We start from the raw sequence: 13,721 nt of genomic DNA, 5'->3' as shown, positions 1-13,721 counted from the left end.
CGTCAATCGGCAAAAGGAGAAACCGATGAGCAAGAAGGAATGTATTGCCATGCTCCTCGCAGGAGGACAAGGCAGTAGGCTGGGTGCATTGACCAGCAAGATCGCTAAACCAGCCGTCTCCTTCGGCGGCAAGTTCAGGATTATCGACTTTTCGCTGTCGAACTGCGCCAATTCGGGCATCGATACAGTTGGCGTGCTTACGCAATATCGCCCCTACCTCCTCAACTCCTACGTGGGCTCTGGCGAGGCATGGGATCTGGACGAACGCGGCGCCGGTGTATCGATTCTGCCCCCTTACGCCACACAGGAAGGCGGCAGCTGGTACGCAGGGACTGCAGATGCCGTTGCGCAAAACATCGGCTACATCAAGGAGCATGACCCCGAATATGTTTTGATTCTTTCTGGCGACCATCTCTATCGCATGGATTATCGCAAGATGCTCAAGGCGCATATCGAGCATAACGCCGATCTCACGATTTCGGTCATGCCCGTACCCTGGGAAGAGGCCAGCCGCTTTGGCATCATCACCAAGGACCCCGAGGACGATCGCATCCTCAAGTTTACGGAGAAGCCCGAGAAACCCGATTCCAACCTTGCCTCCATGGGCATTTATATCTTTAGCACCAAGCTTTTGATCGATGCCCTCGAGGAAGATGCCCTCGACCCGCGCTCCAGTCATGATTTTGGCAAGGACATCATCCCCAAACTTCTTGAAGAAAACCGTCGTCTGTTCTGCTATGAATTCCATGGCTTCTGGAAAGACGTCGGCACCATCTCGAGCTTCCATGAGACGTCGATGGACCTGTTGGGCGAAAACCCCGAGTTCGATCTATTCGACAAGAAGTTCCCCATCATGAGCAACGTCACCACGCGCCCGCCGCACTACATTGGACCCGATGCGCGTGTCGAGGATTGTCTGATCTCAAATGGATGCAAGGTCTTTGGCTCCGTGCGCCACTCCATCATCTCGACCGACTGCGTAATTGACGAGCGCGCCGTCGTTGAGGATTCGGTGCTGCTACCCGGCGCCCATGTCAAGGCTGGTGCCCACGTGGCCCGCGCGATTCTGGGCGAAAACTCGACGGTCGAAGAGGGCGTTAAGCTCGGTAGCGTTGACGTTGCAAAGGATACCGCCGTCGTTGGTAATGATGTCGTGATCGGGAAGGGGGAATGAACCGATGATCAACCGTAAAGCCATCGGCTACATCACCGCAAACTATACCTGTCGCACGAGCTCCAAGCTCACCGAATGCCGTCCCCTGGCGGCCCTGCCAGTCTTTGGCCGCTATCGCCTGATTGACTTCCCGCTCTCCAACATGATGAACGCCGGCATCAAAACCGTCGGCGTCGTGATGCCGGGCAATTACCGCTCGCTTATCGACCATATGGAGTCTGGCCGTGATTGGATGCTCGACCGCAAAAAGGGCGGCCTGTTCTTGCTCCCCGGCAACGCATTCGGCGCCTCCAAGCGCGGCATGCGCTTCCTGCTGCGCGACATCATCGCCAACAAGACGCTATTCCAGCGTTCCGACCTGCCCTATGTGGTCATGTGCGGATGCAACATCATCTTCAACATCGACCTCGCCGAAATCATCGATGCCCACGAGCGCTCTGGCGCCCATGCCACGATGGTGTACTGTCGCGCAGAACGCGAACACGACAATGACGTAACCGCTCTGGAAATCGGCGAGGCGGGACGCGTGCACGCCCTACACGCCGGATGCTCCTTCGGCGACAACAAATTCCTTGACTGCTGCGTCATCAACCGCGACGTGCTGCTCGACATTATCGACAACTATCAAGACGTTGATCATCTGGACCTCTTTGAGGCCATCGAACCCGAGTTCGGCCGCATCGACGTATGCTCCTACGAGTTCAAGGGCCTGGCACTCGGTGTCTTTGATGAGCAGTCTTACTACCAGCGCTCCATGGAGATGCTGCGCCCCGACCTGAACGACCGCTTGTTCAACCCCGATCGTCCCATCATGACCAAGGCACACGACGCACCGCCCGCAAAGTACTGCACGGGCAGCACGGTGTGCAACTCCTTGGTGTCTGCAGGATGCTTGATTCAGGGTACGGTACGCGGGTCCATCCTTGCACGCGACGTTATCGTTGAGCACGGCGCCTCGGTATCGAACTCGATCATCATGCAGAGCTGCGTGATTCGCAGCGGGGCGCGCGTGGAGAACGCCATCGTCGACAAGAACAACGTAATTCCGGCGCAGACAGAGCTGCGTGGCACCCCCGACGCAACCCTCATCATCCCCAAGGCGCCCCTCGCGACCAAGGAGCTTGCAACCCTTGACTAACCCCAACGGTTCACGTGACCCGCGATAAAGAAAGGAAACCCAGCATATGACCGAAGCGGCAACCAAACCCCTTCATGTGGTGTTCGCGAGCGCGGAGGCCGCTCCGTTTGTCAAGACGGGTGGCCTTGGCGATGTCGCGGGCTCACTCCCCCATGCCTTGAAGGCGGCTGGGGCAAAAGTCATCGTGATGGTGCCCAAATACTCCACGATCGATAGCTCCTACCTCAGCCAGATGGAGCATGTCACTGACTTTTACGTGCCCCTGGGATGGCGCAACGAGTACTGCGGCCTTGAGCACCTCGTGTACGACGGCATCACGTATCTGTTTGTAGACAACGAGCGCTATTTTAAGCGCGATTATCCGTATGGCTTTTTTGACGATGGCGAACGCTTTGCGTTCTTCTCCAAAGCCATCTGCGAGTCCCTGCAGCATCTACCAGATGGTTTTGTCTGCGATATCCTGCACTGCAACGACTGGCACACCGCCATGGCGCCTGTGTTTTTGCGCGAGTTCTACCAGGGTCTTCCCCTGTATGAGAACGTGCGCACCGTCTACTCCATCCATAACATCGCCTTCCAAGGTCAATATAGCGACTTCGTGCTGGATGACATCTTGGGGCTCGGCGGCGTGGAAGCCGCCGCACGCCAGCTAAGGTGCGACGCCGATTCCATCAACTACATGCTCGGCGCCATCAACTACTCCGACGCCATTACAACCGTATCTCCCAGTTATGCAGAAGAGATTCGCACGCCCGAATACGGCGAGGGCCTCGACGGCGCTCTGCGTCGCCGTCAAAATGTCCTGCACGGCATCGTCAACGGCATCGACGTGGTACGCAACGATCCGGCATACGACAAGCGCATCGCAGCACCCTACTCGATAGAAGACATGACGGGTAAGGCGCTTTGCAAGAAGGCCATCCAAGAAGAGCTGGGGCTTGAGGTACGAGACGACCGCCCCCTCATGGTTATGGTTACGCGCCTCACCAGGCAAAAGGGTATGGACCTGGTCATGTACTGCCTCGAGCGCATCCTCGACGGCGGTGTTCAGGTGGCAGTTCTGGGCACGGGCGATACCGACTACGAAGATGCCCTGCGCTGGTATCAATCGATCTATCCCGGTCAGATGGCGGCGCGTATTGAATTCGACCCGGCGCTTTCACAGCGGATGTATGCCGGTGCCGACATGTTCCTCATGCCCTCGCTCTTTGAGCCATGCGGATTATCCCAAATGATTGCCATGCGCTATGGCACCCTGCCCATCGTACGCGAAACGGGCGGCCTTCGTGATACCGTGACCCCGTACAACCAATACACGGGAGAAGGCACCGGTTTTTCGTTCGCGCACTTCAATGGCGAGGAAATGGGCGATACGGTCTTTCGCGCAGCGCGCCTGTTCTGGGATCAGCCGAGTGAATGGAAAAAACTTGTATCCCAGGCCATGTCCTGCGACTTTAGCTGGACGGCCTCCGCTGCACGCTACCTGGATCTTTACTTGACGCTTCACCCCGATTGCAGTTTGCATAAGCCCAAGTCCAAACAAAAGACCGCTGCAAAACGCAGCCCAAAAACCACTTCCGCAGCTATGCGCGCAGCCAAGACGGCAAAGGCGGCGCCCGCAGTGGTTCCGGTGGGTCAAACCGCCGCAGCAACCTCTGCTGACAACAATTTGGACGCAGAGCCCAAAGAAAAACCTGCACGCACGCGCAAAACAACAGCGGAGACCAAGAAGACCGCCGCTGTACGCAAGAACGAGAAACCGCTTGGCGATAGCGCAGAACGGGAAAACAGCAAGGCAGCATCGAACAAGACACGCGCGAAGACAACCGCCGGGACTCAGGCTAAAACCGCAAGCACGCGCACGTCTAAAACAAGTGCCAAAAAAGTGACGACAGCCAAGGAAAAGGCACCAGCCGCACCTGCCAAGGCAGCAACATCTTCGCCCAAAGCAGACTCCTCCACTTTGACGAGTGCCCCCGAAGCACCTAAAACGTCAGTCAGGGCGCGCAAGACAGGCGCCTCAAGTACCAAGACGACCACTCCGCGCAAATCCTCTTCCACCGCAACGAGAGGGCATGGTCGAGCGTCCAGCAAGTAATTGCACGTCCATCTCTTAAACCTCAAATGCACGGATGCGGGGCGTTGCAGCAATAAGGCTGCGCGCCCCGCTTGCTTGCATATTCCTGTACACTCGTACACTGGCTTTTGTACATTCATCAAAGAAACGACAGTCGATGGTATTCCGACACAACTCCCGCTCCCCTCAATTCAGAACCCCCTTTGGCGCTGTTGCATGTAATACGCCTGTACGCCTGAGTTGCCAAGTCAAAGGTGACAAATCGCACGAAGTGGCATGTATCCTGAGACTTTGGATCGATGGCGAGGGCGAAACGCTCCTCGACATGGACCGCGATAAAGAAGGCATGTTCTCAACGACGATTACGAGGGACACCCCTGCAATCGTTTGGTACTCTTTTATCATTCGCCAGCCCGGTGGGCAGGAGCTGCGCATTGGCGCCCCACAAGGCTCCCAAGGCGGCGAGGGCGTTGTCTATGACTACGCAGAAGTCCCCTCGTTCCAGCTCACGGTATATCAGCCGCGCCGCCACCGCCCTACATGGTATGAAAATGGCATTGCCTATCAAATCTTCCCGGATCGCTTTGCGCGCGACACCGCATGGCGTGAGAGAACTGCTGCCGAGTGCGCAAAGCCCCGACGCGGCAGCACCAAGCACCTCATAGAGGATTGGTCCACGCCCCCCACCTATAGCAGAAACCCCGACGGCTCCATTACCTCATGGGACTTCTACGGCGGATCGCTCAAGGGCATCGAAGAAAAACTCCCCCACTTGAGCGAAATGGGCATTACGACAATCTACCTCAACCCCATTTTCGAAGCCGTTAGCAATCATCGATACGACACTGCAAACTACCTGCATATCGATCCGATGCTGGGAACCGACGAAGACTTTCGCGACCTATGCCAAGCAGCGCACGAGCATGGCATCGGTATCATTCTCGATGGCGTCTTTAACCATACGGGCGACGACTCGATCTATTTCAACCGCTACGAGAACTATCCCGCTCCTGGCGCCTGGCAAGGTGGAACTTCGCCCTGGAAAGACGCCTTCAACTTCAACGAAGACGGGACCTACGAGTGCTGGTGGGGCGTAACCAACATGCCGGCGCTCAACGAAAACTCCCCCGCCGTTCGCGAGCTATTGCTGGGAAAAGACGGCGTGATTCGCCACTGGCTACGCATGGGTGCCGACGGCTGGCGCTTGGATGTGGCAGACGAGCTTACCGATGGTTTTATCGCCGAGATCAAGCGAGCGGCGACTACCGAAAAGCCCGACGCACTCGTGCTGGGCGAAGTCTGGGAAGACGCTTCGAATAAGATCAGCTATGGCAATCTTCGTCGCTACCTATTGGGCGATGAGCTCGATGCAGCCATGAACTATCCGTTCCGCGACATGGTGATTGGCTTTCTCACCGGCGCCGAGGGCGTCGACGCCTACCGTGCTGCCGAGATGATCGAGTCGCAGAGCGAGAACTATCCTGCGGAGGCCTTGCGCTGCTCGCTCAACCTTTTGAGCAGCCATGACCGCGCACGCATCATCTCCGTTTTAGGTGGGATGGAAAACCCGGATAGCATTCCCGAAAACGAGCGGGCAACATGGCGTCTACCAGACGACAAGCTCGGTCTTGCCAAGGGTCGATTCTGGCTCGCCATGCTCATGCAAATGACGTATCCAGGCGTACCGTGCGTCTATTACGGCGATGAAGCAGGCCTGCAAGGCGCCACAGACCCCGGCAACCGCTCGACCTACCCGTGGGGACATGAAGACCTGGATTTCCAGGCTATGATTAAAAACGCCGCCTCTCTTCGCCGATCTATGCCGCTACTTGGAACCGCATCAATTGAGGCTCGAGCTCTCGATGCCGACGTCCTCATGTATTCGAGGGGTAAAACGCAGTGCGAGTGCCTGAACATGCTCGTCAATCGCGATTCCTGCAACACGCATACGGTGCGCATTCCGTTTATGGGAGAAGCCGCGACCGACCTCATTTCCGGGCGCACCCTCTGCGCGGATGCCGATGGCATGACCACGGTAACGCTGTACCCCCTGGGCAGCGCTGCTGTCTATTTTCATTCGCGCGAGCGCCTGCAAAAGCCGCTTTGCCACGGTTGGGGCGTGATGTGCCACGTCACCTCCATCCCCTGTGAGGGTAAGCCTGGTACGCTGGGCGCTCCCGCACGTCGATTTGTCGATCATCTGCAAGAAATGGGCGCATCGTACTGGCAGGTCCTGCCCCTCAATCCAACCGATGAACATCACTCCCCCTACGCTGGCCCTTCCGCCTTTGCAGGCAACATCGACCTCCTGGAGGAAGACGCTGCCACGATTCAAGAGATGTATCACGCATTCATCGAAAACGGAGGCGAGCGTCAAGATGCTTTTTGCGCTTTCACCGAGCGCGCAAGCACCTGGCTCGACCCCTACTGTGCATTCGCAGCGGTGAAAGATGTGCACGGCGGAGCATCGCGGCATACCTGGGAAGAAAAGCTCGCGCGCTATGATGTCGCGATTCTTGACGACCCCGTCTATCGAGAGCGCGCACGTTTCCATGCCTTCGCGCAATATCGTTTTGACTGCGAGTGGCGCGAGCTTAAACGCTACGCCAACGAGCGCGGTATTCGCATCATCGGAGATATCCCCATGTACGTCTCGGACGATTCCGCCGACACCTGGAGCGAACCGGAGATGTTCCAACTCGATGCAGCGGGAATGCCGGCAGAAATCGCCGGCACCCCGCCCGACCGCTTCTCCGAAACGGGACAAGTTTGGGGAAACCCCACGTTCCGTTGGCGCCATATGCACGACGACGGCTACGTGTGGTGGACCGAGCGTCTGCGCCGTTCCCTCGAGCTCTATGACGAGGTGCGCCTGGACCATTTTCTTGGTTTCCAGTCGTATTTCTCCATCCCTGCCGGGATGACCGGTTCCGCAGGCCGGTGGATTCCCGGTCCCGGCCTGGAACTGTTCGAGCGCATTCACGAAAAGCTGGGACTCCTACCCTTCATAGCCGAGGACCTGGGGTATCTCACGCCCGCCGTGCGCGCGCTCAAAGCGCAGTGCGGCTTCCCCGGTATGGATGTACTTGAGTTTAGCGACGATGATCCCCGTTTCTCGATGCCCGACAATCCGGCAAACGTGGTTTATACCTCAACCCATGACACCTCAACACTCATGGGCTGGGTGAAATCTCGCTGGTTTGCAAACGCAAACGAAAACGATCCGGAGCTTCAACATACCGCCCTCGACATGATCGAACGTGCGTTCAAAAGCAGCAGCCCTCTTATCATGCTTACGCTCCAAGACGTGATGCTCTTGGGCGACGATGCTCGCATGAATGTTCCCGGGACCACTGGCGGCAATTGGTCTTGGCAGGCAACCGAAAAAGAACTCGATGCCTCGATTGAACGCATGAAAGAAATTGCGGTACGTTGCGAACGAGCTCTTATGTGACAGAAATAGGCTTGTTGAGTTTTAAGAACAAATCAGGGCAGATTCGGGTACAGTAGGCAACGTTGCTTACATCGTATAACGTAAGAGGAGAGTTTCATGGCACGGTACGACTATCGCTGCGACTCATGCGGCAAAGTCTTTGAGGTCGAGCATGGTATGACAGAGCACCCGGACATCGTATGCCCCGACTGCGGCGGCGCCACCGAGCGCGTCTTCAACGCAAGTGGCATCAAGTTCGAAGGCTCAGGCTTCTATAACACCGACCAGCGCGGTGGCTCTTCGAGCACATCGGCGACGTCGGGCGCATCAAGCGAGACGCATTCCTGCGCCTGCGCCGATTGCCCCCATAACAACTAAGCGTCCATCGCTATGCAACGCAAAGCGCCCAGCAGTTCATTCAGACTGCTGGGCGCTTTGCGTTAAAAGGGCGTTGACAGGGAAAACATGACAAAACAAACCCGTGGACTTTTGTCATATTTGGTAGATGAGGCGGGCGCAGAAATGGCCATCGAAGTCTGCAGGCGAAAGAGGGATGGACTGGAAGAGCCCACGCATGTCCTCTCGCTCGCATATATATGCCATAGCCTCAGTCTCATCTTTGAAGGGATCGGCTTCGTGCAGCGGGGCAAGCTTGAATGCACGTCCCTGCTCCGATTGCAAAAACGCATCGATTACCTGCTCGTTTTCTACCTCGAGTACCGAACAGGTGGCATAGATCAACTCGCCTCCGGGCTTTACGCGACGCGAAGCCTCCTGCAATAGCTGCAGTTGCAACTTGGGAAGACCGTCCTCGACATCGCTTGAAACCAAACGCCAGGGAATCTCGGGATGCCGACGCATGGTGCCCGTACCCGAACAGGGAGCATCCAAAAAGACCGTATCGAACAAGGTGCGCTCGCCCGCAACATCGATGTGTGCAAGAGTCGCATCAAGATTACAGCCATCACCCGGCGCAAATTCGATTCCCTTGGAAAGACCGGCTTGCTCCAAGCGCAGGCGATTGATTTCGCATTTTGCCGCAGAAAGATCTACAGCAACATGATGCCCGCGCAGCCCGCATCGATTCGCACAGCACGCCATGACATACGTCTTGGTACCGCGCCCGGCCCCAATCTCCAAACATGAGCCAGGACGCACGGTTGAGGCAGCAATGAGCTGGGCATTAAGATCAGAAATCACCAATTTGCCCTGAGCCAGATCGCTCGACGCGGCAACGACCGCGGGAGACCCCACCAGATAAGAGCCCTCAAGCACAGAAGGCTCAAGACAATCCGACACATCGCCGGAACAAACAGCGTCAGGACACATACAAGCGCAGGTTGGGGCGGCAATGCCATTGAAGCAAAGCGATTTTCCGCCAAAGCCACGACGCGCAAGGGAAGCGTCGAGCATGCAAGCAAGCCAAACGGGAATTCCCTGGCGGCGAGCGCGGGCAGTGAGCTCGCGCTCGTCATCGGAAACATCCGCGGCCGCAAAAAATGCAGCACGCCCCTCGTCGACGCGATGCAGCACCGCGTTCGCAAGGCCTGCTGCAGAGCGTGCCTGCGAACGCACGAGCTCAACGCCCTGACTCACTGCAACATGCCCCGGCGTATCGAGATAGAGCATCTCAAACGCAGGGATGCGCAGCGCCATGCGCACACGAGCAGAAACCTTAGAAGGCTTGGCAATATAGCGATCAAGCGCTTCGTCAAGCGCGCCCACAGTTGCGGTCACGCCTAGGGCAAGCGTCAGAGCAAATGCTTCGTCGCGCGCATCGGACAGCGTTCCTGCAGAAGCCGCCAGAATATCACGAACAAAGCCGCAACCATCCTGGGCTTCAATCAGTGCACTATGCGCGCGGCGGCGCGCAGGCGAAAGCTTGGTCACGAGAGCATCTCCCAGGCAAGGGCGTCACCATGCAGGCCTGCCGCCCAGGCGCTCGCGTCCATCTGACGCTTCCCATCGGGTTTAACGGACGTAATCTCAAGCGCGCCATCGGAGCAACCGATATAGATGCGCTTCGACTGGCAAACAAGCTCGCCCGCAGCGCACATGGAAGCATCCCCATCCGCGGCCACGGCGCGCATGATGCGCACGGGCTTTCCCGCAGCAATGCAGCGCGCAGGGGCCGCATCGGAAGAGGCGAGCACGCGGCGCAGGTTGACAAGAGCGCTTTCCTGCGGGTCCAAACGCATCTCGGCCTTGGAGATCTTCTGAGCGTGGGTGACAAGGGACTCGTCTTGCTCAGTCCACACCGCAGTCTCATCGGCAAGAGCCGGAAGAGTATTGCACAGAAGGTCTGCTCCCAACTGGGCCAGCTCGACAGTAAGCTCGTCTGCAGTCTTGCCCGCCACCGAGCAGCTCGCCTGGGCGCAGTAGGCGCCGGTATCGACACCATGGCCGATACGCATGATGGAGATGCCGGCACGTTCGTCGCCAGCCAGAATCGCACGCTGGATGGGGGCGGCACCGCGCCAGCGCGGCAACAGCGACGCATGCACGTTCACGATACCGAGCGGTGCCATATGCAAAACCTCATCGGGCAGGATGCAACCGTAGGCGGCAACGCAGAAGATATCGGCCTCGGCCTCATGCAAACGATCCATGACCTCCGGGGTGATGCGCGTGGCTTCCATCACGGGGATATCGAGCTCAAGAGCCGCGGCTTTTACGGGAGAGGGCTCGAGCTTCTTTCCGCGGCTGCGCACGGCGTCAGGGCGCGTAAGCACCAAGACCACCTCGAAGCGCGAAGCAAGCTCACGCAGGGACGGCACGGCAAAATCCGGCGTGCCCATGAATACAACGCGCATTCGTGCGCTCCTTTCCAGCTACTACTCCGTCTCGCCAGGCCTGGCACCGCGAGCACGCGCCTCCTGATAATCATGGAGAGCGGCGATCCTTTTGCCAGGAGCCAAACGCTCGAACATCGTCTTGCCGTGGAGATGGTCGATCTCGTGCTGCAGGCACACGCACATCAGGTCGCCTGCCGCCTCATAGCGCATGAGATTCGCGTCGAGGTCATATGCCTCGACAACCACGTGATCAGGACGAGAAATCTCGCAGTTAATGCCCGGAATGGACAAGCAGCCCTCGTTATACGGTGCAAGCGTGTCCGACTGCTCCACGATAACGGGATTGATAAGCACGTAAGGGTCGTAGTCATCGGCGCCCGTATAGTCGGTATCGATAACCACGAGCTGAATAAGCTCGCCAATCTGCGGAGCAGCAAGGCCGCAGCCGCCGTTGTCAAACATCATCTGCTTCATGCGCTCAGCCAGGCGCTCGATCTCCGGCCCAATCTCGGTGATCTCGGCGCACTCCTGGCGAAGACGAGGGTCGGGCGATATCACGATGCCGTTTATCTCCATTGACGCCATCGCTCCTTTCTCATTTGTGCGGCCCCGCATCTACATCAGGTCGTATGCATCCACATCGACACTCAAGCTGATGCCCTCGCGGGAACCGACGCTCGCAAGTGCGGCACGTATACAGTCTGAAACATGGTACCCCACCGGAGTCTTACATATAAAGTGGAACCTAAATCGGTCTTTTGCACGCTCAATTACACAGGGAACGGGACCAAGCAAAACCGGGGAGGATGGGGGTTCGAGCCCCTCGTCTTCGGATAGCGGCGTGAGGCCGATAGCAGGCGGCGGATTGTCAATGCCCATTTGAGCACGGACAGCCGCTGCAAGCTCCTCGATATAACGCCGGCAGGCGCGCTCATCGGCACCCCAAATCACGACATTGGTCAGCCTCACAAAAGGTGGATAGGCCGCCTCCTCACGCTGGGCAAGGTCGCTCTCGGTGAATATGGAACGGTCATGCGTCGCCACTGCGCGAATCACCGGATCGTCCGGCAAATAGGTCTGGATAATCACGCGGCCCGCCCGCTCTCCCCTGCCAGCACGGCCCGCGAGCTGCTCGTATAGGTCAAAAGCGCGCTCGGAAGCGCGAAAGTCGGGCATCTTAAGGGCATAGTCGGCATTCACCACGGCGGCGAGCGTTACCTCGGGAAAGTCGAGTCCCTTCGCGATCATCTGCGTACCAAGAAGAACCGCGCACTCTGCGGCGTCAAAGCGCTCGAGCAGCTCCTTGTGGGCATCCTTGCCGCGAGTCGAATCGGCATCCATGCGAATGACTTCAACGTCGTCGGGCAGCAGCTGGATAAGAGCATCCTCCACCTGCTGGGTGCCCAGCCCCATCTTCGCAAGATATCGGCTTCCGCACTTAGGACAAGCAGAACCCATAGCAGGATAGGGACGCATGCGATACGTAGCACCGCAGGTGTGACACTCAAGGGTATGCGTGCGCTCATGATAGGTAAGCGCCGTCGAGCAATGCTTGCAAGTTGGCACGCAACCGCATTCCCGGCACATCAAAAAGGGAGCGAATCCTCGGCGATTATGCAAAAGGACAGCCTTCTCCCTACGCTCCGCCACGCCCAGGAGCGCCTCTCGAAGCTCCTTGGAAAACATCGAGCGACTCCCGCCAATAAACTCACGGCGCAAGTCGCATATGGTAACTTCGGGCAAACGCGCGGCACCGGGTCGCTCGGGCATGCAAACGCGCAGCCAACGTTGGCCCGCATACTCCCCCGCACGGCAGCGGGCAAGAGCTTCCGAACTAGGCGTTGCAGAACCAAGCACGAGGGGGCACCCATAGACCGAAGCCATATGCGCCGCCACCTCGCGCGCGTGATAGCGCGGCGAAGACCCTTGCTTATAAGATTGCTCATGCTCCTCATCGATGATGATGATTCCGGGATTGCGCAGGGGACAAAACAGCGCCGAGCGCGCACCCACCACCACACGGGCGGTCCCAGCTGCAACCATATCCCACTGATCGCGGCGCTCGCCAGCCGAAAGACGCGAATGAAAAACCGCGACTCGCGAGCCAAAGCGCGAGCGAAAGCGTCCTACGGTCTGAGCGGTAAGCGAAATCTCGGGGACAAGAACAAACGCCGACTTGCCATCCTCAAGCACCCGCTCGATGGCAGAAAGGTACACCTCGGTCTTGCCCGAACCGGTCACGCCATCGACAACAATCACACGACCGGCTGCATCATCGCGCGCATGCTCGATGGCTTCGAGCGCCTCTTGCTGCCCTGCCGTGAGCGCAACGGGCGCCGCGCCATTGGCAGAAGACAACGTCGTCGCATCCTCGCATCCGCGCCATGCACGACGTTCTTCGACACGCACCACGCCGCGACGCTCGAGGGCACGCACCGTGGCGGACATATCGGTATAGAGAATGCGCAGCTCGCGCGTGGTCACCGGCCCGCAGGCCAGGGCGTCGAGCACCTGTCGCTGACGTACGGCCCGTGCGGCCGGCTCAAAAGAGCGGCCTTCTTCGGTAAGCGACACCCATCGCTCGTGCGCTTCGGGCGTGGCAGGCGCCTCCACGTGATAGGACCCTTTGGCGTCGCGCACAAGACGAGGCGTCCCACCGGGAGGCAAAAAGAGCCGCAGGCACTCGGAAACCGAAGCCACATACTCACGCGCCATCCAAAAGGCGATGCGTGCAGACTGCTCGGTAAAAGCCGGCGCAGCCAAGATATCGCGAATGCACTTGATGCGCGAAGGGTGGGGCACGGAGCCCTCCCCGTTCAAAGGCAGGCTGTCCATGCGCTCGCAGATATAGCCCAGGGCCATACGGGACCCAAAGGGCACAAGCGCCGTAGCGCCAACAAGCGCCGTAGCCCCCAGCTCTTCCGGCACGCCGTAGGTAAATGGCTCCGAAAGCGCACGCGAGGGAATATCAACCACCACGCGTACGTAAGCACACGGGGCGGCAGATAAGGAAGAGGCGCCCGCGAGAGCAGGCGCCTCCTTCGGCATACTATCCAATTGGGGAAAGAGCGAGGGCTGCTTGTTCATGCCTCAATTCTAACCCA

The 13,721-nt window shown here is 58.3% G+C and carries 9 protein-coding genes; 5 read left to right on the top strand and 4 right to left on the bottom strand.

Annotation, left to right across the window (positions count from 1 at the left end; translation table 11 throughout):
* Positions 1-25 precede the first annotated feature (25 nt).
* From HF320_RS04055 to HF320_RS04035, 5 genes are all read left to right on the top strand, one after another.
* Positions 26-1,174, top strand: coding sequence for a glucose-1-phosphate adenylyltransferase (locus HF320_RS04055; protein ID WP_169277172.1), 1,149 nt, complete (start codon positions 26-28; stop codon positions 1,172-1,174).
* Positions 1,175-1,178: 4 nt separating this feature from the next.
* On the top strand, positions 1,179-2,312 hold the full coding sequence (gene glgD / locus HF320_RS04050; protein ID WP_169277171.1) for a glucose-1-phosphate adenylyltransferase subunit GlgD: 1,134 nt from the start codon (positions 1,179-1,181) through the stop codon (positions 2,310-2,312).
* Between the two features lie 46 nt (positions 2,313-2,358).
* Complete coding sequence (glgA, locus tag HF320_RS04045; protein WP_169277170.1) at positions 2,359-4,410, top strand: glycogen synthase GlgA; 2,052 nt, start codon at positions 2,359-2,361, stop codon at positions 4,408-4,410.
* 250 nt (positions 4,411-4,660) lie between these two features.
* Complete coding sequence (locus HF320_RS04040; RefSeq protein WP_349290700.1) at positions 4,661-7,843, top strand: 4-alpha-glucanotransferase; 3,183 nt, start codon at positions 4,661-4,663, stop codon at positions 7,841-7,843.
* A 96-nt stretch (positions 7,844-7,939) separates the two neighbouring features.
* On the top strand, positions 7,940-8,200 hold the full coding sequence (locus HF320_RS04035; RefSeq protein ID WP_169277168.1) for an FmdB family zinc ribbon protein: 261 nt from the start codon (positions 7,940-7,942) through the stop codon (positions 8,198-8,200).
* 114 nt (positions 8,201-8,314) lie between these two features.
* On the opposite strand, the gene HF320_RS04030 is transcribed toward HF320_RS04035, so the two are convergent.
* Genes HF320_RS04030 through priA form a run of 4 tightly spaced genes read right to left on the bottom strand, consistent with a single transcriptional unit; the run spans position 8,315 to position 13,704 of the window.
* Positions 8,315-9,712: a transcription antitermination factor NusB gene (locus tag HF320_RS04030; protein WP_349290699.1), complete on the bottom strand. Its 1,398-nt coding sequence runs from the start codon at positions 9,710-9,712 to the stop codon at positions 8,315-8,317.
* Complete coding sequence (gene fmt, locus HF320_RS04025) at positions 9,709-10,635, bottom strand: methionyl-tRNA formyltransferase (protein ID WP_169277167.1); 927 nt, start codon at positions 10,633-10,635, stop codon at positions 9,709-9,711. The genes HF320_RS04030 and fmt overlap by 4 nt, the downstream gene beginning before the upstream one ends.
* A 21-nt stretch (positions 10,636-10,656) precedes the next feature.
* Positions 10,657-11,193 carry a peptide deformylase gene (gene def, locus HF320_RS04020; protein ID WP_022386598.1) on the bottom strand — a complete coding sequence of 179 codons (537 nt, stop codon included), beginning with the start codon at positions 11,191-11,193 and terminating at the stop codon, positions 10,657-10,659.
* A 39-nt stretch (positions 11,194-11,232) separates the two neighbouring features.
* Positions 11,233-13,704 (bottom strand): replication restart helicase PriA, encoded by a 2,472-nt coding sequence (gene priA / locus HF320_RS04015; RefSeq protein WP_169277166.1) that lies wholly within the window; start codon positions 13,702-13,704, stop codon positions 11,233-11,235.
* Positions 13,705-13,721 lie beyond the last annotated feature (17 nt).

It is taken from the genome of Collinsella acetigenes (genome assembly GCF_012844445.1).
Classification (GTDB): Bacteria; Actinomycetota; Coriobacteriia; order Coriobacteriales; family Coriobacteriaceae; genus Collinsella; species Collinsella acetigenes.
Note: the sequence above shows the minus strand (reverse complement) of the source record. Positions and strands in the feature narration are given on the sequence as shown.